The organism is Metabacillus halosaccharovorans, from assembly GCF_002019635.1.
GTDB classification, from domain to species: Bacteria; Bacillota; Bacilli; order Bacillales; family Bacillaceae; genus Metabacillus; species Metabacillus halosaccharovorans.
In genome coordinates, this window is record NZ_KV917371.1 from 2,893,987 (window position 1) to 2,914,434 (window position 20,448).

The 20,448-nt window shown below is 37.3% G+C and carries 23 protein-coding genes; 12 read left to right on the forward strand and 11 right to left on the reverse strand.

Annotated elements, in window-relative coordinates; genetic code table 11:
• The first annotated feature begins 110 nt into the window (after positions 1-110).
• The 3 genes from BK577_RS13925 to BK577_RS13935 all read left to right on the forward strand — a co-directional run bounded on the left by BK577_RS13925 (position 111) and on the right by BK577_RS13935 (position 3,844).
• On the forward strand, positions 111-1,388 hold the full coding sequence (locus BK577_RS13925; RefSeq protein WP_078431673.1) for an IS110 family RNA-guided transposase: 1,278 nt from the start codon (positions 111-113) through the stop codon (positions 1,386-1,388).
• A 541-nt stretch (positions 1,389-1,929) separates the two neighbouring features.
• Positions 1,930-2,586, forward strand: coding sequence for a hypothetical protein (locus tag BK577_RS13930; protein ID WP_078433339.1), 657 nt, complete (start codon positions 1,930-1,932; stop codon positions 2,584-2,586).
• 334 nt (positions 2,587-2,920) lie between these two features.
• The gene (locus BK577_RS13935; protein ID WP_078433340.1) at positions 2,921-3,844 is read left to right on the forward strand and encodes an alpha/beta hydrolase; all 924 of its coding nucleotides are present in this window, start codon (positions 2,921-2,923) and stop codon (positions 3,842-3,844) included.
• A gap of 16 nt (positions 3,845-3,860) precedes the next feature.
• Here BK577_RS13935 and BK577_RS13940 read toward each other — a convergent pair whose 3' ends face one another.
• The 5 genes from BK577_RS13940 to BK577_RS13960 all read right to left on the reverse strand — a co-directional run bounded on the left by BK577_RS13940 (position 3,861) and on the right by BK577_RS13960 (position 9,399).
• Positions 3,861-4,664, reverse strand: a complete 804-nt coding sequence (locus BK577_RS13940; protein ID WP_078433341.1) for an ABC transporter ATP-binding protein — start codon at positions 4,662-4,664, stop codon at positions 3,861-3,863.
• Positions 4,654-5,661, reverse strand: a complete 1,008-nt coding sequence (locus BK577_RS13945) for an ABC transporter ATP-binding protein (RefSeq protein WP_078433342.1) — start codon at positions 5,659-5,661, stop codon at positions 4,654-4,656. The genes BK577_RS13940 and BK577_RS13945 overlap by 11 nt, the downstream gene beginning before the upstream one ends.
• 5 nt (positions 5,662-5,666) lie before the next feature.
• Positions 5,667-6,503: an ABC transporter permease gene (locus tag BK577_RS13950; RefSeq protein WP_078433343.1), complete on the reverse strand. Its 837-nt coding sequence runs from the start codon at positions 6,501-6,503 to the stop codon at positions 5,667-5,669.
• 1 nt (position 6,504) lies between these two features.
• The gene (locus BK577_RS13955) at positions 6,505-7,515 is read right to left on the reverse strand and encodes an ABC transporter permease (RefSeq protein WP_026561929.1); all 1,011 of its coding nucleotides are present in this window, start codon (positions 7,513-7,515) and stop codon (positions 6,505-6,507) included.
• Between the two features lie 84 nt (positions 7,516-7,599).
• Positions 7,600-9,399: an ABC transporter substrate-binding protein gene (locus BK577_RS13960; RefSeq protein ID WP_078433344.1), complete on the reverse strand. Its 1,800-nt coding sequence runs from the start codon at positions 9,397-9,399 to the stop codon at positions 7,600-7,602.
• A 184-nt stretch (positions 9,400-9,583) separates the two neighbouring features.
• Between BK577_RS13960 and BK577_RS13965 the strand changes: the two genes are divergently transcribed.
• Entirely contained in the window at positions 9,584-10,102 is a 519-nt protein-coding gene (locus BK577_RS13965) for a type 1 glutamine amidotransferase domain-containing protein (protein WP_078433345.1), read from the forward strand.
• Positions 10,103-10,160: 58 nt separating this feature from the next.
• Here BK577_RS13965 and BK577_RS26015 read toward each other — a convergent pair whose 3' ends face one another.
• The gene (locus BK577_RS26015; RefSeq protein ID WP_169908242.1) at positions 10,161-10,310 is read right to left on the reverse strand and encodes a hypothetical protein; all 150 of its coding nucleotides are present in this window, start codon (positions 10,308-10,310) and stop codon (positions 10,161-10,163) included.
• Positions 10,311-10,511: 201 nt separating this feature from the next.
• Positions 10,512-10,736, reverse strand: a complete 225-nt coding sequence (locus BK577_RS13970; protein ID WP_026561926.1) for a DUF1128 domain-containing protein — start codon at positions 10,734-10,736, stop codon at positions 10,512-10,514.
• Positions 10,737-10,865: 129 nt separating this feature from the next.
• Here BK577_RS13970 and BK577_RS13975 point away from each other — a divergent pair, with 129 nt between their 5' ends.
• The 3 genes from BK577_RS13975 to BK577_RS13985 are packed head-to-tail and all read left to right on the forward strand — an operon-like array spanning position 10,866 to position 12,523.
• Complete coding sequence (locus BK577_RS13975) at positions 10,866-11,336, forward strand: low molecular weight protein-tyrosine-phosphatase (protein WP_078433346.1); 471 nt, start codon at positions 10,866-10,868, stop codon at positions 11,334-11,336.
• Between the two features lie 22 nt (positions 11,337-11,358).
• Positions 11,359-11,685: a YtxH domain-containing protein gene (locus tag BK577_RS13980; protein WP_078433347.1), complete on the forward strand. Its 327-nt coding sequence runs from the start codon at positions 11,359-11,361 to the stop codon at positions 11,683-11,685.
• 16 nt (positions 11,686-11,701) lie between these two features.
• Entirely contained in the window at positions 11,702-12,523 is an 822-nt protein-coding gene (locus tag BK577_RS13985) for a YihY/virulence factor BrkB family protein (protein ID WP_078433348.1), read from the forward strand.
• A gap of 244 nt (positions 12,524-12,767) precedes the next feature.
• On the opposite strand, the gene BK577_RS13990 is transcribed toward BK577_RS13985, so the two are convergent.
• Both BK577_RS13990 and BK577_RS13995 read right to left on the reverse strand, forming a co-directional pair.
• The gene (locus tag BK577_RS13990; RefSeq protein ID WP_078433349.1) at positions 12,768-12,914 is read right to left on the reverse strand and encodes a BH0509 family protein; all 147 of its coding nucleotides are present in this window, start codon (positions 12,912-12,914) and stop codon (positions 12,768-12,770) included.
• A gap of 313 nt (positions 12,915-13,227) precedes the next feature.
• Positions 13,228-14,412 carry an MFS transporter gene (locus BK577_RS13995; protein WP_078433350.1) on the reverse strand — a complete coding sequence of 395 codons (1,185 nt, stop codon included), beginning with the start codon at positions 14,410-14,412 and terminating at the stop codon, positions 13,228-13,230.
• Between the two features lie 144 nt (positions 14,413-14,556).
• On the opposite strand from BK577_RS13995, the gene BK577_RS14000 reads away from it, so the two are divergent.
• The 4 genes from BK577_RS14000 (at position 14,557) to BK577_RS14015 (ending at position 17,879) form a co-directional block, all read left to right on the forward strand.
• The gene (locus tag BK577_RS14000; RefSeq protein WP_078433351.1) at positions 14,557-14,940 is read left to right on the forward strand and encodes an OsmC family protein; all 384 of its coding nucleotides are present in this window, start codon (positions 14,557-14,559) and stop codon (positions 14,938-14,940) included.
• 120 nt (positions 14,941-15,060) lie between these two features.
• Entirely contained in the window at positions 15,061-16,122 is a 1,062-nt protein-coding gene (gene cax, locus BK577_RS14005; RefSeq protein ID WP_078433352.1) for a calcium/proton exchanger, read from the forward strand.
• A gap of 251 nt (positions 16,123-16,373) precedes the next feature.
• A complete protein-coding gene (locus BK577_RS14010; protein ID WP_078433353.1) occupies positions 16,374-16,979 on the forward strand; it encodes a YczE/YyaS/YitT family protein in 606 nt (201 codons plus the stop codon).
• A gap of 105 nt (positions 16,980-17,084) precedes the next feature.
• Complete coding sequence (locus BK577_RS14015) at positions 17,085-17,879, forward strand: YfkD famly protein (RefSeq protein WP_026561918.1); 795 nt, start codon at positions 17,085-17,087, stop codon at positions 17,877-17,879.
• Positions 17,880-17,903: 24 nt separating this feature from the next.
• Here BK577_RS14015 and BK577_RS14020 read toward each other — a convergent pair whose 3' ends face one another.
• A complete protein-coding gene (locus tag BK577_RS14020; protein WP_078433354.1) occupies positions 17,904-18,752 on the reverse strand; it encodes a mechanosensitive ion channel family protein in 849 nt (282 codons plus the stop codon).
• 9 nt (positions 18,753-18,761) lie between these two features.
• Positions 18,762-19,883 (reverse strand): radical SAM/CxCxxxxC motif protein YfkAB, encoded by a 1,122-nt coding sequence (yfkAB, locus tag BK577_RS14025; protein ID WP_078433355.1) that lies wholly within the window; start codon positions 19,881-19,883, stop codon positions 18,762-18,764.
• Positions 19,884-20,048: 165 nt separating this feature from the next.
• Here yfkAB and BK577_RS14030 point away from each other — a divergent pair, with 165 nt between their 5' ends.
• Positions 20,049-20,237, forward strand: coding sequence for an SE1561 family protein (locus tag BK577_RS14030; protein ID WP_078433356.1), 189 nt, complete (start codon positions 20,049-20,051; stop codon positions 20,235-20,237).
• The last annotated feature ends 211 nt before the right edge of the window (positions 20,238-20,448 follow it).

Here is a 20,448-nt window from a genome sequence, read left to right on the forward strand (position 1 = left end):
CATTCCTGTTTATAATCCTAAAGGGTTCTTGCAAAATAAAAAGTCCTCTTGTAAGATGCTTGAGTATCAACTTCCCAATCGAAACTCATCACCATACAGGAGGACATATGATGAATAGTAATATGAATCACAAAATTAATCAAGTTTCTGAACATACGTTGGTCATTGGAATCGATATTGCCAAGCAGAAACATTTTGCATGTGCAGCTGACGATCGTGGCCGTGTGTTAGAAAAATCATTTCCGTTCTTTCAATCAGATGCTGGTTTTGAACAGCTAGTTAAAAGAATCAAGTTTCTACAATCTCGCCATCAAAAATCAGAGGTTATAGTCGGATTTGAACCCACTGGGCACTATTGGATGAACTTAGCTGCATATCTGGTTGATCAGCAAATTCGATTTGTCTTGGTAAATCCTATGCACGTGAATAGAACGAAAGAATTAGATGATAACCTTCAAACCAAAAACGACCAAAAAGACGCTCGCGTTATCGCTAGCTTAATACGTGACGGACGGTTCACTTATTCTCGAATACTAACTGGGGTAGAAGCAGAACTTCGAAACGGAGCGAGCCTTCGGTCGAAATTACAAGAAGATATTACATCTATTAAAAACCGTATGATTCGTTGGACAGATCTTTATTTCCCTGAGTTTCAGCACATATTCAAAAGTTTTGGGAAGAACGCTTGCGCTGTGCTTGAAATGACGCCATTACCAATTGATTTTGATGGGAAAAGTGATGAAGAACTGATTCAGCTATACAAAAATGTAGAAGGACTACAATGTCTTTCTGTTTCTAAGATTCAAAAGTTGAAATTACTAGCCACCAAGTCCATCGGACTTATAGAGGGACTAGAAATGGCACGATTTGAGATAGAAGCATTGCTTTCTCAATTCAAAACTCTTTCTAAACAACTAGAAGCTTTATCTTCTAGATTAACTGAACTCGCTCAACAATTGACAGACTATGAGTATATCTTATCTATTCCTGGTTTAGGTGAAAATACAGCAGTTGAATTACTCTCTGAGATTGGTTCTCTTAGCAAATATGAGCATCCACGCCAATTAATTAAATTAGCGGGACTCACCCTTAGGGAAAACTCTTCGGGCAAACATATAGGCCAAAAGAAAATATCAAAAAGGGGTAGAAGGAAACTCAGAGCTATATTATACAGAGTTATTCTTCCATTAATTCAACATAACATAGCATTTAAATCCCTTTATAAATACTACACAACTCGTACTGTCAATCCGCTGAAGAAGAAAGAAGCCATGGTTGTATTATGTGGGAAGTTACTTAAAATTCTACACGCTTTGTGTGTGAAACGTGTGCACTTTAATGCAAGTCTTATGATGAGAGACCTCCATTGCCTCCAAGAGGCAGCTTGAGCTACTTCTTAGTAGTTTGAAAATCTAAACAAGAGGATGACACGGAGAAGCCGGCACGATATGAGCCATTAGACCAAGAGTCCCTCGAGGAGCATTGCCAGCCTCTGCCTTATGAATAGACCAAACGAAGGAATGTATGCGCTAGACGCCAAGAGACATGGGAGGGTAAGTCATCATAAGTTTCGCAGAGATCCAATGTGCATCACATAAGCACTATAGAGTTAATAATTTCCAATTAGCTCTAGCGAAGCGTAAGCTTCCCCTTACAGATTCTTGAACATTTAGAAAATCTTATAAATTAATTGATAATAAAAAAATTTTATTAGCCAGGAAAACAGCTTTAAAGGTTGATATTACAACATTTCTAGAGGGAGGCTCAGCTTCCTCCCCGCCGGAAAGCGAGTGTCTGGAGCGCAATGGAACGAACCTTGTATGTACTTTAATTATTTTTAGGCACTGAGAGCTATTTTTCAAAAACCAGTAATAATTTTTCCAAAGAACGTGCAAAATGGACAATAAACCAAAAACGAGGAGGGCTAACGTGAACAAAACCATTTCCGCTTTTATTCTTATTGGCCTGCTTCTCCTAACAGGCTGCCAACAAACAACCGAAGAGCAACCTGAACGAGCAGAAGAGTCAGAAGAAACAAACCCGGAACAAGAAAACAATCAAAATCAAGACACTCCTGAAAAATCTGAAGAACAACTGGTCCAAGAAAAAGCAGATAAGGTAATCTCCCTCATAAAAGCAAAAAATGCCGAAGAACTTACAAACTATGTTCACCAAGAGAAGGGTGTATTATTTTCTCCTTACGCTCATATTGAAAAAGATGCGATCACCATTAAAAAGGACGAATTAGTCAACTCTTTTCAATCAAAGGACAAGCAGACATGGGGTACACGAGATGGAAGTGGAGAACCAATCGAGCTAACACCTTTAGAGTATTTCACTGAATTTATTTATGATGCCAATTACGCTGAAGCAGATGAAGTTGTGCTAAATCCAACAGAGCCAAGAGGAAATACGATTAAAAATATACAAGACTTCTTCCCGGATGCCCATGTGGTCGAATATTACGTAAAAGGGACAGAGGAAAATGAAAATATGGACTGGAAAGCATTAAACCTTGTGTTTGAAAAAGATTCAACAGGAGAGTGGAAGCTTGTCGCAGTCGTTCATGATCAATGGACAATATAATAAAAAAACCCTTCACAAATTCAAAACTTTTGTGAAGGGTTTTTTATTATAAGTATAAAGGTTGTGGCTGTTTGGTAATTTAGGCTTAGTCGAATGGAGCGGAAGAAACTTGACTCCTGCGGGAAGAGAGGAATGCTGAGACCCCACAGGCGAAGCTGAGGATGCTCAGTTTCCTCCCATCGGAAAGCAAGTTTCTGCAGTGAAATGGAACGAATCAATTCTCATGTTTATCTGGATGTATAACACTTAATTATGAGAAAACACCCAAATTAGCTTTCACACCTTCTAGCCTTTTAAATAAACTATAAAAAAGCCTAGAAGGGAAGAGAAGTTGATGGTGAATTGGATTATCTGGATTGTGCTAAGCTCCTTATTAATGTTCCTAATCAGCCTTTACCTTATAAGCCGGCTGCTTCTTTCACCAAAAAGGGTACCTTATGAAAAAACATATAAGCTTGGCATTCAAAAAGGTGAAATAGATGATCGCTTGTTCCGGGAGAAGAAAAAAGAAGAGCTTTTTATTCCATCTTATTATGGCTATAAACTCCATGGGATGCTGTTTCCTGTGGAAAATAGCAGGAAGGTAATGATTATTGCACATGGGATAAAGTGGTCATTATTTGGGAGTTTTAAGTATGTCGAGATGTTTCAAAGAAGGGGTTTTAATGTTCTGTTATGTGATCATCGGTTTCATGGATTAAGCGGGGGAACATACACCTCATTTGGCTATTATGAAAAAGATGATTTAAAAGCATGGATCGATTATTTTTGCGCAGAAATGGGTGAAGAGGTTTTTATCGGCTTGTTAGGTGAATCATTGGGTGCGGCTTCTGCGTTGGAGGCAAGTAAACGGGATCATCGTGTGAAGTTTTGTATTGCAGACTGTGCCTTCAGTGACTTTTCGTCATTGTTACGGATCAGGCTGAAGCTTGACTTCAAACTGCGGTTTTATCCGATCATTGATTTGGTGAGCTTCATTATAAAGCTTAGACACGGTTGGAGCTTTCCTGAGGTTTCTCCTATAAAAGGATTGGAAAAAACCAAAACACCAATCCTGTTTATACATGGAAAAGAAGATCGCTTCATTCCTTTGCAAATGACCTTAGACATGTTTAAAAGGAAAAAGGAAAACAAAAAGCTATACTTGGTTCCACGTGCAGGTCATGCAGAAGCATTCAATGTAGATCCTAAAGGGTATGAAAAGAAGGTTATTGATTTTATTAAAGAAATTGAAGGTGTAAAAGCCAACTTATGTTAAGTTGGCTGATCGTTTTTTAACCTAAGTTCCACTCCTCATTCAGCTTCGGTACATCTGAAATAAGCTGCTGGGTGTATGGGTGCTGAGGGTTTATTAGAACCTGTTCAGCACTGCCTTGTTCAACAATTTTTCCTTTTTCCATAATGTAAAGGGTGTCGCTTACGTAATAGGCTAATCCTACGTCATGTGTAATAAAAATAATTGTCATATCATTTTCATCTCGTAGCTTTAGGAGCATATCCAATATAGTCGAGCGGGAGCATGCATCAACCATGGATGTTGGTTCATCGGCGAGAAGTACCTTTGGATGAAGGAGAAATATTCTCGCAATCATAAGCCGCTGCATTTGACCGCCCGACAGTTCAAATGGATATTTATTATACAATTCTTCAAACTTAAGATTCACAAATGTACAGGCTTCTTTCATTTTTTCGAACCGTTCTTCTTTTGAGAGCTTTAGTCCTTGCAGATCTATACAGTCGTTTAACAACTTTTCAACCTTGTGAAACAAATTAAACGATGAAAAAGGATCTTGGAAGATGGCTTGGATATCTTGCCAATAGGCTTTTCGATCACGATGATTTTTTAGTTTACGAGGCTGCCCTCTATAGGTAATCTCTCCACTTGTTTCTTTTAATAGTCCCATGACAATTTTAGCTAATGTGGTTTTTCCGCTTCCACTTTCACCAACGATTGAAATGATTTCACCGCGGTGGAAGGCAAAATTGACAGAATCAACGGCAGTATTTTTGCTTTTACCATATCCAAAGACCTTGGTGATATCTTTGCCGCTGATTAATAGCTCCTGATCAGGCTTCATTTGCGTACCACTCCTTTAGTGTGTCACTGTCAAGTCGACATCGATACAAACGGTCACCAACATGTGTGGTCGTTATTTTGCTGCTTTTGCATTCATCTGTTGTGTAAGAGCATCTGTCTGCGAATCGGCAGCCTTGTATTTTCTTTTTTAAGTTTGGTGGAGCACCGGGAATGGCTGCTAATTTATGGTCTTTCATTCCTGATTCAGGAACGATAATGGATCCCATCAGTTTCTTTGTGTAAGGATGTATCGGGTTGAAGATGACGTCTTCAGCTTTTCCTCTTTCTACGATTTCTCCCGCGTACATGACCATGATTTCATCTGTTACATGATAAAGCAAAGGAAGCTCATGTGTGATAAAGACTAATGAACGAATGAATTTTTTATCTAATAAATCTTTTAAGAGCTTGATAACTACTTTTTGTGATGTAACATCCAGGGCAGATGTTGGTTCATCGGCAATGAGAACCTTAGGGTTTAAAATGGTTGAGATCGCAATAACGGTTCTTTGCTTCATACCGCCGGATAATTCATTAGGATATGAATGTAATACTTTAGAAGATAGATTTAATGTCTCAAATCGTTCAGCAGCCATTTCATAAACCTGCTTTTTTGTTAGTTCCGGACGGTGCTCCTTCATAATATCTTCAATGAATTGAATGATTTTAATTGTCGGGTTTAATGCATTCATTGCAGCTTGTGGAATATAGGCAATTTCCCGTCCCAGTACCTGTTTTCTAAGTTTTTCTTTTTCCAGCTTCATAATATCAACATCGTTGATTGAAATCGTTCCGCTTCCAAAGTGGAGGGGAGGAAAATAAAATCCCATTAAGCTTAATGCTAATGTTGATTTTCCGCAGCCGGATTCACCGGCAATTCCGATCGTTTTTCCATCTTCAAGATGAAAATCAACACCATCCACAGCAAAGACTTTTTCTTTTAATCTCGTTTTATAGTAGGTTTTTAGATCCTTTACTTCTAAAATGTTTTTACTCATTTATCTTAGCTCCTTATCTTAGGATTGAAGATTTCATCCATACCAGTGTTCATTAAATAGAGGGAAAATGTGATAATCGCAATGGAAATCGCGGCTGGTATAAAAGCCCACCATGCACCGGAAACAGGAGCTTCAAATGTTAAAGCCCAGTTCATAATAATTCCAAGTGATATCGTATTATATGGCCCTAAACCAAGCATGGAAATGGAGGCTTCTGAAAGAATTCCTGATGCTGTTTGCAGCACAAATGCCATCACAACGTAAGACATAATATAGGGTAGAATCTCAAAGGTAATGATTCTTGGTGTGCTGTGACCTGAGATTTTGGCGATATTAACATGATCCCTGTTCCGAAGAGAAGAAGTTTGTGCTCTTACCGCACGAGCTGTCCACGGCCAGCTGGTAATCCCGATGACAATCGCGGTAATCAATGTACTTCTTGAATCAATGCTTACTGAAATTAAGATTAAGACGATAAAAGAAGGAATAACAATGAAGATATTTGTTACCGCTGTCAAAATATCATCAACAACTCCACCGATGTATCCTGCTGACAATCCAATAATTAACCCAATGATGGTTGCACTTAAACCGGCAACTAAACCTACGAAAATGGATGTTTTAATACCATGGACAAGCTCCAAAAATAAGTCTCTACCGAAGTTGTCTGAACCTAAAAGTAACTCAGCACTTGGAGGTTGAAAGGCTAATGCTACCATTTCTGTCGGGTCACTTGTATTAATTAGCGGATAAATTGTGACAAAAGCAAGCATTAATAAAAAGGTAATGGCACCGATTAGAAATTTAGGGGAACGAATTAATATTTGAAAAGAACTATTCATATTATTCTTCCTCCATTTGTGTCGCTTTGATTCTTGGATCAACTAAGCCATAGATGATCTCAATTGTAAAGTTCGCTAAAAGAACAGAAATCGCGATTAAGAGAGTTGCTCCTGAGATGAGCGGGTAATCCAGTTGGCGAATGGCTGTAAATAGCCATGTCCCAATGCCGGGATAACTAAAGACAATTTCTGTGATTAATGATCCGCCAATCATCGTACCAATCGATAAAGCCAGACCTGTAATTTGCGGAAGCATTGCATTTTTAAATACATATCTAGCAATCGTGGAATCTTTTATTCCTAATAATTTGCTATAAAGCACATAATCTGTGTTTAATTCATAGATAGACATCTCTCTCATTCCGATAGCTTGACCACCAATTGTGACTAAAACAATTGATAGAAACGGAAGAAAGTGATGACTTATTACAGATCCGATAAATTCAAAACTTAAGTTTGGTGTCATTTGATAATTGTATCCGCCTGATGTAGGGAACCAATTAAGAGTTAACCCAAAGATATACAGCATAATGATCGCAAGGATAAAGAATGGAATAGAATTAATAAACAGGAATGTCGGAAAAAGTACTTTATCGAAAATACCTTTTCTATAAGCAGCAATAGCTCCCAGTGCGTTTCCGATTATCCACCCGACAAGGATGGCAGGAAGTTGTAAGGCCAATGTCCAAGGTACAGCTGATGCAAGAATTGATGTGACAGGTGTTGGATAAAGTCCAAATGAGGTTCCCAAATCACCCTTCACAAGATTTCCTAAATAAATAAAAAATTGCTGCCATAATGGCTTATCAATTCCAAACTCCTCTGCAAAGGTATCATACACTTTTTTTATGGAATCACTGTCAGTCATACCTTGTGTCATTTGACCAGCAATTACACTGACTGGGTTGCCGTCAATGAGTCTTGGTAAGAGAAAGTTTAAGGCTACGGCAATAATGAGCGTCACTAAATACCAGAGGGACTTTTTAAAGAAAAATTTCCGATAAGCGTTCATGTATGTTCTGCACCCCCATATGAATTTTTCTAATTAAAAGGGAGGGGGAGAAATGTCCCCCAACTACCTTTCTGATAAGAGAAACTATTTATTTTTAATTTGATAGAGATCTTTTATTCCAGCTCCATCTATTGAAATTTGTGGAGGGATATTGCTTCCGTCTCCATCAGTTGCAAAACCTTCCCATACTGATTCGTTCACTGTATGGAATACCCAAGGTCTGTACATGAGTGGAATAGTTGGAACGTCTTCTAAATAAATCTTTGTAAGCTCTGTGTACATTTCTTTTAGTTTAGCTTCGTCTGTAACAGTAGGAATTTCTTTAATTAACTCATCAGCTCTTTCGTTTTTATATCTTCCCCAGTTCCAAAACGCCATCTCGCCAATTGGGGCAACACCTTCAGAGTACATGATGGTTCTTGCTCTGTTCCAAGGTTGGCTCGGGCTTACAGCACCGGCAGGGGTATCCATGATAATATCGAATTTTCCTGTTTGGCGGTTATTTGTCCACACAGGAGCTTCAGGGAAGTTGGTTCTAATTTCAATACCTATCGCTTTCGCGTTTTGGGCGACAATCTCCAGAGAAGCATTCCAATCTGACCAACCGTATGGAGCTTCAATTTCCCAAGGTCCAAGTCTTACTCCATCAAGGACACGAATGCCGTCAGCACCTTTTTTAGCACCGATGCTGTCAAGCAATTCATTAGCAGCGTCCACATCTGTTGTCCATTGAAGAGATTTGATCGCATCCTGATCAACGTATTTTGATTCAGAAGGAGTATCTAACGTAATCGATGGCTTCATTTCACCGGAATATCCACTCATCGCTAATTCAGAAATTTTATCGTAATCAATTGCCATCGCAATCGCTCTTCTAACATCAGGATTATCAAGGCCTTCCTTCGTTGTATTAAAGAAGATAGATGGCATTGAGCCTGGCAGATAGTATGGTTTGTCTTCTAAGTATGTTTTAATTGGGGCTCCGTCTTCCCACATTTTCCACACTTGAGGAATGAATTGTTGAGATACATCTACTTCACCTTTACTGAAGGCAAGTGATCCGGCAGCATTATCTTTATAAATAACATGGCTTATATATTTAGGTGCCGGTAAACCTCCGAATAGCTGTTGACCCCAATAATTGTCATCTCGTATTAACGTAATTTTTTGGTTATCAAATGTGTGCATTTTGTAAGGACCTGTTCCAACCGGCTCAGGGTTTACTTCCTCACGAATGGCAGCTATATCACTGTTATGTGTTTTTTCAATTTCTTCCCACACATGCTTTGGCATCATAGGCACTAATTGAAGACTGTCTAAGACAGTGAGTCGATTAGGATTATCTTGTTTTAAGTTAATATTGACAGCATTCTCACCATCAGCTTCAACACTTTCAATAGCTTCCCAGAAATTACTCCAGGAAATAGGGTATTTGTTTCCAAGCTCGTACGAATAGACAACATCTTCAGACGTAAAGGCTTCTCCGTCATTCCACTTTGCATCCGGATTTAACTCAATGTGAAGAGTTGTATCATTCGTCCATTCATAACTTGTACCAAGTAAAGGCTCCAATGCACCATCAAGCATGTTAATCATAAATAGATTTTCATAAACGAGTGATCTTGAGTTTGCATAAGCAATTGGGAATGATGGATTCCCGCCTAATGGGCTAAATGTTGAAGGTGGTCCCCACTGTAATCCATTTACATATAGTGTTTCATTTCTTGGAGTCGAACCCTTTGAAGTATCTTCTTCTTCTGTTCCTGGCTTTTCAGTTGTTGTATCAGTTGTAGCAGGCGGCTTTACTTCATTACTACAGGCACCAAGCAAAGCAAAAATCATAATTAATCCAAAAATTAATCCTAAAACTCTTGTAAATCTCATAACTATTTCCCCCCTCTTACAATCGTTGGAAAGCGCTTTCAGTGATAAGTATATTAAGAATATGGGAAATGAGAACTACCTTTTATAAAAAATATTTATTAAGTGAATTTTATGTATAGAAAGTTTAACCTCGGCTTGTCCGGGTATTGATGATATATACAAAAATTGAAGGAGGATGCACAGCATGTCAAAAAAAATTGCAGTCGTGTTAACAAGTTCTTTTGAAGATTCCGAGTATACTGAACCAGCTAAAGCCTTTGAAGAAGCTGGCCATACTTTGACAACTATTGAAAAAGAAAAAGGGAAAATAGTTGAAGGGAAACAGGGAGAAGCAAAGGTAGAAATCGATGCTGGTATTGATGAAGTGCAGCCAAATGATTTTGATGCATTATTTATACCGGGTGGTTTCTCTCCTGACATTTTAAGAGCAGATGATCGTTTTGTGAATTTCGTAAAAGAGTTTATGAATGCGGAAAAACCGGTATTTGCAATTTGTCACGGTCCACAGCTGCTTATTACAGCTGAAACCTTGAAAGGACGAGATGTGACTGGCTATAAATCCATTCAGGTTGATTTGAAAAATGCCGGTGCGAATTTTCATGATAAAGAGGTTGTTGTATGTCAGAATCAATTAGTGACCAGTCGGACGCCAGAGGATTTACCTGCTTTTACGAGAGAGTCATTAAAGTTATTAGCTAATTAAACGTTTGTTTAAAGAATGAACAAGGGCTGTCTCTAAAATGAGACAGCCTAAAAACAACCTATTTTTCTATTTCATCGTCAGAAGGCAATGGATCGATACGATTGGAGTCTTCTGCATTTACGGCACCTTTTAAGGCATATAAAACAAGTACAATGGCGACGACGAGGAATCCACATATACTGAGTGTTCCTAACCACCAGCTTAGCATAAAAATCCCCCTCCTTATTTACATTCATATGTAAGTTGGGGAGGGGTAAGAATCATTTATTATGCTTTACTAACTTCTGGACTTAGTTTTAGTGTCTAGCTCCAGCGCCTAGCCCCTCTAGGGTCTAGCCAATTTAGAATTGGAGGCAAAGAACACCTCCTATTCTAAATCGTCTTATTTGCCCTAGGCTGACCAAGGCGCTTACGCTTTTCTAAGGTTGCCAAGCTCTTCAGCGATGGCCTGCATTTCATTTGGGCTAAATGAGTTTCGTTTCATAACATGTTCATAAATATCCTTTAGCTCTTCATACATTTCTTCGTCAAAGTGTGAAGGTTTGATGGCTCCTAAGTTTAAAACTCTAAGTTTTTCTTTAATTTGTTCAATCATGTATTCAACATTTTCAACCGACTTTTCAGTAAGGTTCATGCCCTTCATCCTTTCTCAAGCTAATTACTGTCTATTTTAACATGAAAAGATATTAAGCATTCAAAAACTTCATGATCTCCTTGAAACATATTATAATATGGTCAAGAAAATAAACTCAGGGAGGATATCATGGTAAAAGTTCTTTTTATATGCTTAGGAAATATCTGTCGTTCACCAATGGCAGAAGCAGTAATGAGGGATTTGGTAAGGAAAGAAGGCTTAGAGGACAAAATGATCATTGACTCTGCCGGTACTGGAAATTGGCATGTCGGAAAATCTCCTCATGAGGGGACGCGTCGCATTTTAGATCGTTATAACATATCTTATAAAGGTCAAAAAGCAAGACAATTAATAGCAGAGGATTTAACTCAATACGACTATTTAATCGGCATGGATTCTGAAAATGTAGGGAATATTAGACGTCTAGCCGGTTATCAAAAGTCCGGTACGATCCAAAGGCTCCTTGATTACCTTGAAGACTCTCCCGTAGCTGATGTACCTGATCCTTATTACACAGGGAACTTTGATGAGGTTTATGAAATGGTTAGTAAAAGCTGTGTGAATTTATTAAATGAGATCAAACAAGTACATAAACTTTAGTAGGAGTAGGGGGACATTTTTTATGACAAACGGCAATAAACTGGTAAGAGGAATGTTGGTTGGAGCTATAGTAGGAGCAGTTGTTTCATTGCTTGACAAAAAAACACGTGATGATGTGATCACAACAAGTAAGAATGTATCATCAAAGATTAAAGGATATGTAGAGGATCCAACGGTCCTGACGAACGAAGTGAGAGAAACAATTGATTCTGTCAAAGATACAGTTCAAGAGGTATCAGAGGATATTACATTTATTAACGAAAAGGTGAAGGAGTTAAAGGAAACGACTCCACAAGTGATGAGCTTAATTCAGGAAACAAAGGAGCGGTTCATTCCAAAACGAGATTAATCGTGAGGTGAATTCTTTGTTGAAAAAGGGATCTTTTTTAAAGGAGTTAGTTTCTAGATTTTTAAGTGATGAAGTGCCTGGATTATCTGCACAATTATCGTACTTTTTCCTATTATCACTATTTCCGTTCCTTATTTTTTTAATTACACTAATAGGATATCTTCCCATTTCACAAACCGAGGTTCTAAACACAATAGAGGAGTTTGCTCCCGGGCAATCCATGCAGCTGATCAATACTACGTTGGATGAAATTTTGAATGATCGAAATGGGGGATTGCTCTCTTTTGGTATTATTGCAACACTATGGTCTGCTTCTAACGGTATCAATGCTATTGTTCGTGCCTTTAACAAAGCATATGATGTAGATGAGAGCCGTTCGTTTATTGTTGCTAGGGGAATGGCGATTTTACTGACGATTGCCATGGTTTTTGTCATTATTGTAGCACTTTTATTACCTGTGTTTGGAAAGGAAATTGGTGTATTTATTTTTTCTAATTTCGGATTTTCTGCAGAGTTTTTAACGATATGGAATACTCTCAGATGGCTTGTGAGTGGTATCATCCTATTCATCGTGTTTACAGCTCTTTATTTTGTTGCACCTAACAAACGATTACATATAAAAGATGGACTACCTGGTGCATTTTCGGCAACTCTTGGTTGGATGGTCGTATCGTTGGCCTTTTCCTATTATGTAGGAAACTTTGCAAATTACAGTGCAACATACGGCAGCATCGGAGGAATTATTGTCCTGATGATTTGGTTCTACCTATCCGGAATGATCATTATTTTAGGTGGAGAATTAAATGCAATGCTATATAAAAGAAGAACAATTGGTTAATTTGTTACCAATTGTTTTTGTTCATAGTCAAAACTCATCACGGGAATAGTAATCAAGAAGACAAAAGTCTTTACTATTTAAAAGGTGGGGATTATGATGACAAAACATACAAAAAAAGGCGGAAGCCATAACAAACAAAACTCTAAACAAAAGCCGAAACATAAAACAAGTGGTAGTGCAAACGGACAAAACGGCTACCATTAAACAAAAAGCTGACTGGATATTGTACTCCAGTCAGCTTTTTTTACTCTGCATACTCAATTAAATCTTGATAAATACTACTATAAATATGTTCAATATCAGCATCTGTCATAAAAAGAAACGAGTTCCTATCAATATCCTTCATTCTCTCAATAAATTCAATCATATTCTTTCGTTCTTGTCTGTTCATCATCCCATCTCCTTTTTTGTTATAATACAGTATATTTTATTTATTTGTATTATATAACAGATAACTGAGACAGTTCAATCATTTTTTCTATTTTAAAGGTTATTTGGGCAGAAAAATTTAAGTTAATTGGAGCGGAAGGTGGGAGACTCCTGCGGGAGCAGCGTGACAGGTGAGACCCCGCAGACGTTACACGTCGAGGAGGCTCACCGCACGCCCCGCGGAAAGCGAGCATCCTAGAGCGGAAATTAACTCGCTTTATACTTGTTACAAAACTACAAAGTATCAACAAAAAGCTGACATAGATAAACCTATGTCAGCTGGATATATTTTGCGAAGACGCAGCAGGCATGCTGTTTGTTTTAGAAAATGTTACAGCAACCGCTATGAATAGAAGCATCGTACTAATAATCATAAAATAACTAATATTCGTTGTATATTCAATAAACAGTCCTCCAAAATAAGGACCGGCAAGACTTCCAACACTAAATGCGATCCCGCATAATAAATTCCCGGTAGGAAGTAAGTTCTTCGGCATAAGATCTGTCATATAACTGATGCCTAATGAAAATGTTGAACCAACAACCATACCGGAGATAAACAAACAAATCATTAGAGCTACCAGTGACTCCTCTAAAAATCCGGCTGCTGTAAAGCTTAAAAAGCCTATGAAAAGAATGGACATCAATACTGTTCGTCTGCCTAGTTTATCACTAAGAATTCCGAGTGGCAGTTGAAAAATAATGGCCCCTATTGCAAAAGTGAATAGGAGAACAGATATGTTTGGTACCTCGAGCCCTATACGCAATCCGTATACAGGAAAGCTTCCATTGAGAGAGGATTCTAAAAATCCGTAGCCAAATGGGGGTAAAAAAGCGACCCAACTATATTTCCACGCATGTTTAAATCGTTTTAATGTTTCTTTCATCGAATTTACTTCAATTGTTTGTTCAGGATAATCATTTTTCAACAAAAATACTAACAACCAGCCAATAAAGCAAAGAACCGATGAAATAATAAATGGGAGTGCTTCATTTATTGTAACCAATGGAGCGAGAAGAGGCCCTACGGCAAAACCAACCCCAAAGAAAAGACCGTAAAGAGAAATATTGCGCCCGCGTTTTTCTTCTGATGAAAATGAAGTGATCCATGTTTGTGAAGCAAAATGTAGGGCATGGTCACCAATTCCGATAAACAATCTAAGGAAAAACCAAAACCAAAATGTTTGCCACAAAGGAAACAGGGCAAGTGATAAGGCTACAATTAGCCCGCCAAATATAATAATCGGTTTATATCCAAATCGCTTTAATGGATATTCCATAAAAGGAGATACCAACAGAATGCCGATATAGAGTGCAGTAGCATTTAGGCCGTTAAGATCTGATGACAACCCTGTATTTTCAAAAATAACCGCTATAAGTGGTAAAAGCATACCTTGGCTAAAGCCTGATATTCCGACGACTGAAACTAAAATCCAAAATCTTAATCGGTGAGTATTCATATGCAACCCTCAATTTCCGTATGAACTAAATTCATCAAATGCCAGTAATACTTTATACTGAAATAGGAAATTTAACAAGAGCAAACACCTTTAATGAAATACTGTTTTCAGATACAATAACCTAAAAAGATGAGGTGAATCAAAATGGATTTTAAAATGAAAGAAGAAGAAGGATTTACAACAACAACTGAATTTGGTGAGCTTCATGTAGCAGGTGATGAACAGTTTGGTTATCGTCCTTACCAATTAATGGTTGCATCCATTGCTGTTTGCAGTGGTGGTGTATTAAGGAAAATTTTAAAGAAAAAGAGAATCGATATAGAGGATATCGCGATCTCAACAAATGTTGAAAGAAATGAAGAAAAAGCAAATCGAATTGAAAAGATACATATTCACTATAAAATAAAAGGTCAAAATTTAAATGAAAAGAAAATTCATCAATCGATTGTATTAGCAAATAAAAATTGCCCAATGGCACAATCTGTTGCTGGAAGCATCGAAATTGAAGAGACGTTTGAATTACTCTAGAGTTTTAATAGGTTAGTAAAAGGGAACTTCATTCATAAAACAAGTAGTTTATATAAGGATATTTTTTCCTTTAATGTGAAGAATAACTTCATAAACTATGTTGAGGAATGGAGAGTTCTAATGGTTAATCGTATTTTCACAATCTTTGTATTAATTGGAGTGCCTCTATCGATAGCTGGAAGTTTGATGCATTGGCCATCGGTTCTTATGTTTGTGGTTTATTGTTTAACGATCATTGCTCTTGCAGGGTTTATGGGCAGAGCCACGGAAAGTTTGGCGATTGTAGCCGGTCCAAGAATAGGCGGGCTGTTAAATGCAACCTTTGGGAATGCTGTTGAGCTCATTATATCCATTTTTGCCTTAAAGGCCGGACTTGTAGGTGTTGTGTTGGCATCGTTAACAGGTTCAGTCGTGGGAAACCTGCTTCTAGTTGCGGGCTTGAGCTTTTTTATCGGGGGACTTAAATATAAGCGCCAAGAATTTAATATTTATGATGCAAGACATAACTCAGGCTTATTAATATTTGCTGTCATTGTTGCTTTTGTTATTCCGGAAGTGTTTACAACAGAGATGGATCCTGCAGGTACAATTTCTTTAAGTGTTGGAATTTCAATTATACTAATCATTCTTTATTTGGCAGCATTGTTCTTCAAATTAGTTACACACAGGGGCGTTTACCAGCAAAAAACAGATGAAGTGGAAGTACATGAGGAGCCTGAGTGGAAAAAAGGAAAAGCCATCGCGATTTTGTTACTTGCGACTGTAGCGGTTGCATATGTATCTGAAAATTTAGTACATACATTCGAGACGGTTGGAGAAAGATTTGGCTGGTCTGAATTATTTATAGGAGTTATTATCGTTGCCATTGTGGGTAATGCTGCAGAGCATGCATCAGCTGTCCTTATGGCTTATAAAAACAAAATGAACATAGCAGTAGAAATCGCAGTCGGATCAACTTTACAGGTCGCGATGTTTGTAGCTCCATTGCTTGTATTAATTTCACTTTTATTTACAGAGAAAATGCCGCTCGTTTTTACATTACCTGAGTTAATATCAATGGCAACAGCTGTCTTTTTAACCATCTCGGTCACAAATGACGGTGATACAAACTGGTTTGAAGGGGCAACCTTACTAGCGGCATATATTATCATTGGAATTGGTTTTTATTTACTACCGGGTTGATCAAAAAAAGAGACTCTGTGTATGAATACACAGAGTCTTATAATTTGTGTAGGACGAAACAGATAACTAGAGAAATTGGTAACGCTTGCAAAAAGCATCAAAAAAACTCAGATACCTTTCGTATAATTTTATTTTACAGCATATGTGCTAATTTGTAAATCTTCTGTTTATTTATTTTTGAAATTGTTTTAAAGTTATGGTTGTCCTCATATTTTAATTAACATCTACATAGGAAAGGAACAAACATAATCATGAAAATAAGAGTCTTTTTTTATTTAATCGGTTTGTTTTTTATGGGACTTGGTGTGACATTCACAATAAAAGCAAATTTAGGAGCAGGAGCATGGGATGCACTGAATGTAGGGCTTTCGAAAGTCATTGGTTTAACAGTAGGAAGCTGGGTATTTGTTATCGGTGTTATCTTGATGTTTATAAATGCCTTCATAACAAAAGGAAAACCGAAATTTTTAGCCATCATTACAATTCTTTTAATTGGCTTTTTCGTTGATTTTTGGATGCTCGTCGTTTTTAAAAACATGTTTCTTGATGGAATGTTAAAACAAGTTGTTTCTTTATTATTAGGTATCTTTTTCATCGCTCTTGGGGTCTCAATGTACTTGCAAACAAAGTTCCCTGCAAATCCTATTGATCAATTAATGATCTCCTTACATGAAAGATTTTCTCTTAATTTCATGGTCGCTAAAACAATAGGTGAAGTCGTTGCGTTAATATTAGCATTTATCTTTCAAGGTCCGATTGGAATAGGAACAATTATTATCACATTTTTAATCGGCCCGATTATTCAAATGTTCTCAAAACCTGTATCAGCACGCTATGACTTGTTGTTGAAAAGATAAATGTATATGTTGAAAAAACTTCCAAATAAACGAAGGGATTTTTCTGGATAAACAGCAGATCACTTGAAAACAATAAGGATAAGCATGTTGAAGGGAGTAAAGAAAATGAAAAAGAGATTGCTCGTTTCTTTCGTTTTGCTTTTATCATTTAGTTTTTCAAGTGTTGTTTTAGCAGAAGGAAAACCTCAAAAACCGAAAATTCCCGGCTCTGTCATGGAAATATCTAAGGAAAATACGTATCCAAACCCGACTCAAGACTTACCGTATTTACAACCAAGTGAGTTAACACAGCAACTGATCGACACAGCCGAGGTTCCGATTGAAAACCCTGATTTAATCCGTATTTTAAACGAATCCACAATCTCTGATGCACCATTGGCTTTTGGCTACCGGGCAACTATTTACTTGGGAGAATGGGCGTTGAATTATGAATCATCCGAAACGGCGACAAATTGGGAGTATCAAAAAATAAATACAAATTATCAGGATAATCGCGGTGGAAAATCACAAATTCAAATGAGTTATCGTCAAGAAGCACAAAAATCTGTTAAAGGCGGATTAACAGCAAAAGTTCCTGAAGCAGAACATGTCAAGAAAATGATGCTTCTTAAAGCAATGAAGAAAACAAACTTACCACTTGCTTTTGAGACCATTATTGGAGCTGGAACGAAGAAAGACCAAGTCTATAACGTTCCTCCAAAAAAACTGGGTTATCTCTATGCATATGCACCTGCTGTAAATGAAAAAGGAAAAGTTACGTATGGTGAAGTATATCTGGTCTTAAAGGGAAATAAGAGAAGTATTGTGGTAAAAAATATCACTTCACAAGGAATCGGTGCGTGGATTCCTCTACAAGATCATGCTTCATTTGGATTTGTCACATCTGACCGTCCAAGATAAAGAAAAAAGAGCTTTCCAAGTAATTTAGTTGGAAAGCTCTTTTTCAATTTGGTTTATAAGTACACGTGATTCTGCAAGATTAATATTAGCGTCAAATAAAGCTTTAGCAATTATTCTCCGTGCTCCTTTTGCTGTACTCCAATAAAATTGATCATCAACTAAACCGATAATCGTGTATTCATAGCCGCGAAATTGACCATTAAGGGATGTAATGCCGAACACTTGAAAGTGCTCGATTATTTCATTAAGGGAATCTCTTTTTAAACAAGATTCAAATTCCATATTGATTTTTTCACATGCTTCCTCAAGGACTTGCCAAACCATGTCCGGGTCCTCTCGGTAGCTGATAACAACACGTTCAATGACTCGCATCCGGTCAATATTGTAGTTATGAATTTGTTTTATCTCACCATTACTGATTGTTAAAAGCTTTCCGCTCCATTCACGAATCTTTAATGACCTAAGACCGATTTCCTCAACAGTCCCATGAAATGTATTATTTATTGTAATAAAATCACCTTGATGAAGCTGTTTTTCATAGATAATAAACATTCCTGCGAGTATATCTTTAATAAGGCTTTGAGCACCAAACCCGAGTATGATTCCAGCTACACCGGCTCCGGCTAAAATGGAGCCGAAATTTTCAACAAATTGAGAAAGAAGATACAAAATAAAACTGATTGTAGCGGTATATTTGGTTAATGACCGAATCAAGCTTTCGATTGTTTTTTCTTTTCGTTCTTCGATGAAGTTCGTTTTCTTAAAAAACTTACCGACAATAAAATTAATCAATGTAACACTTATCACTAAAATGACAGCAACTAATATGATTTGAACAACTTTTAATCCCAACAGTTCCTTTATTGTTTCCATTTTGTCACCTTATATCTTGGATTTTCGTTTCGTAAAGTCAATGTCTTGATAATAACTATTCTTTACAAGTACATTCGGACCTAGACATTGAACAGCAGGACAATGACAGTTTAGTGATTTGGCTATATTAGAATCCATCCATTTAGAATAGGCGGATTGAAGAGTGTTATCCTTTATATTTCCAAGAGCAGGTGTATCACCGAAATCTGTCACGATAATATCTCCGTTAAAAATATTCACATTTAAACGTGAGCGGCCATCAGGATCATTGCGTACAGTGACATTTTTACTTTCTCTTAAGCGTTGAATAAGTTCGATATCTTCCGGGTTTTCACTGCAAGCATAGAAGGGTAATGTACCAAATAGCATCCATGTGTTTTCATCTCTGGTATCAAGTAAATGATGAATGGATTTTCGCATTTCAGGAAGTGACAAGGTTTCCAATGAACTCGCAAAATCACTTGGATACATGGGATGTATTTCATGACGTTGACAATGCATCTCTTCCACTACCTGCTTATGGATTTTTTCAATATATGGAAGTGTGCGCTTGTTTAACATCGTTTCTGCCGATACAATTACTCCGGCTTTTACAAGAGCACGGCTATTTTCAATCATTCGCTCAAATAGTTTTGCTCGTTGTTCATAGGTTGGTTTACGGTCCATCACAGCAAAGCCAACTTCAACAAATTCATCAACTGTGCCCCAGTTATGTGAGATATGTAAAACATCCAAGTAAGGAATAATCTTTTCATAGCGTTTCAAATCAAGCGTTAAATTTGAATTTATTTGTGTACGAACACCTCGTTCGTGGGCATACTTTAAAAGAGGAACAACATATTGGTCGACTGATTTCAAGGAAAGCATCGGCTCCCCGCCTGTAATACTGAGAGAACGCAGGGTTGGTACCTCATCTAATCTCTTTAATAAAAGCTCTATCGGAAGTGCTTGCGGATCTTTAGGCTGCAGTGTATAGCCAACAGCACAATGTTCACAACGCATATTACAGAGTGTTGTTGTGGTAAATTCTATGTTTGTTAACGTCATTTGCCCATACTGCTTTACATCTAAATAGGCTTCCCATGGATCATATGACGTTGTAATAGGGTTTGCGGATTTTAGTGCATTCATTTGTTTATGCTCCTTTTTAAAAGGTAGAAATAACAGCTATAAGAAAATAGCATACCTTTCATTTTAACATGAACATGTCTTTTACACATCCTGTGAGTAAACAATAGATACTTGTCAAACAATTTAAAATAGTCTACGATACACTTATCTGAAAGGGGCGAAATAATGGGTAACGCAGTACATGACAAGGATTCCCAACTATCTTATTTGAAAAATCGATTAAATATGTTTTTAGAAGTTCTGGATTCAATGGATCCTGAATCTACAGATGTTGATGATATAGATCGATTAATTCAAATGCTTGATGATCTTGAGATGAAACAAAATCAATTTAAAAAAGATTGGGATAAGTAAGCTGACACAAGGGGTGTCGGCTTTTTTGATACAGATTTTGAAAACGCTTTGATACGACTTTTCAATAAATAATCTTACGAGTATAATAAAAATTGTGGGAAAAACCTGAAAGTTTATGAAATGACTAGATTTATAGAATTGACTGAAGCACTTGTATGCAGCGGCTTTGAAGGGTGCTTACGTATGTCAAAATAATGGAATGTACGTATAC

Excerpts from the sequence above, each read along its gene's own strand:
- BK577_RS13925 (WP_078431673.1), top strand. The coding sequence starts at position 111 with ATGAATAGTAATATGAATCACAAAATTAATCAAGTTTCTGAACATACG.
- BK577_RS13935 (WP_078433340.1), top strand. The coding sequence starts at position 2,921 with ATGGTGAATTGGATTATCTGGATTGTGCTAAGCTCCTTATTAATGTTC.
- BK577_RS13940 (WP_078433341.1), bottom strand. The coding sequence starts at position 4,664 with ATGAAGCCTGATCAGGAGCTATTAATCAGCGGCAAAGATATCACCAAG.
- BK577_RS13945 (WP_078433342.1), bottom strand. The coding sequence starts at position 5,661 with ATGAGTAAAAACATTTTAGAAGTAAAGGATCTAAAAACCTACTATAAA.
- BK577_RS13950 (WP_078433343.1), bottom strand. The coding sequence starts at position 6,503 with ATGAATAGTTCTTTTCAAATATTAATTCGTTCCCCTAAATTTCTAATC.
- BK577_RS13955 (WP_026561929.1), bottom strand. The coding sequence starts at position 7,515 with ATGAACGCTTATCGGAAATTTTTCTTTAAAAAGTCCCTCTGGTATTTA.
- BK577_RS13960 (WP_078433344.1), bottom strand. The coding sequence starts at position 9,399 with ATGAGATTTACAAGAGTTTTAGGATTAATTTTTGGATTAATTATGATT.
- BK577_RS13965 (WP_078433345.1), top strand. The coding sequence starts at position 9,584 with ATGTCAAAAAAAATTGCAGTCGTGTTAACAAGTTCTTTTGAAGATTCC.
- BK577_RS26015 (WP_169908242.1), bottom strand. The coding sequence starts at position 10,310 with ATGCTAAGCTGGTGGTTAGGAACACTCAGTATATGTGGATTCCTCGTC.
- BK577_RS13970 (WP_026561926.1), bottom strand. The coding sequence starts at position 10,736 with ATGAACCTTACTGAAAAGTCGGTTGAAAATGTTGAATACATGATTGAA.
- BK577_RS13975 (WP_078433346.1), top strand. The coding sequence starts at position 10,866 with ATGGTAAAAGTTCTTTTTATATGCTTAGGAAATATCTGTCGTTCACCA.
- BK577_RS13980 (WP_078433347.1), top strand. The coding sequence starts at position 11,359 with ATGACAAACGGCAATAAACTGGTAAGAGGAATGTTGGTTGGAGCTATA.
- BK577_RS13990 (WP_078433349.1), bottom strand. The coding sequence starts at position 12,914 with ATGAACAGACAAGAACGAAAGAATATGATTGAATTTATTGAGAGAATG.
- BK577_RS13995 (WP_078433350.1), bottom strand. The coding sequence starts at position 14,412 with ATGAATACTCACCGATTAAGATTTTGGATTTTAGTTTCAGTCGTCGGA.
- BK577_RS14000 (WP_078433351.1), top strand. The coding sequence starts at position 14,557 with ATGGATTTTAAAATGAAAGAAGAAGAAGGATTTACAACAACAACTGAA.
- cax (WP_078433352.1), top strand. The coding sequence starts at position 15,061 with ATGGTTAATCGTATTTTCACAATCTTTGTATTAATTGGAGTGCCTCTA.
- BK577_RS14010 (WP_078433353.1), top strand. The coding sequence starts at position 16,374 with ATGAAAATAAGAGTCTTTTTTTATTTAATCGGTTTGTTTTTTATGGGA.
- BK577_RS14015 (WP_026561918.1), top strand. The coding sequence starts at position 17,085 with ATGAAAAAGAGATTGCTCGTTTCTTTCGTTTTGCTTTTATCATTTAGT.
- BK577_RS14020 (WP_078433354.1), bottom strand. The coding sequence starts at position 18,752 with ATGGAAACAATAAAGGAACTGTTGGGATTAAAAGTTGTTCAAATCATA.
- yfkAB (WP_078433355.1), bottom strand. The coding sequence starts at position 19,883 with ATGAATGCACTAAAATCCGCAAACCCTATTACAACGTCATATGATCCA.
- BK577_RS14030 (WP_078433356.1), top strand. The coding sequence starts at position 20,049 with ATGGGTAACGCAGTACATGACAAGGATTCCCAACTATCTTATTTGAAA.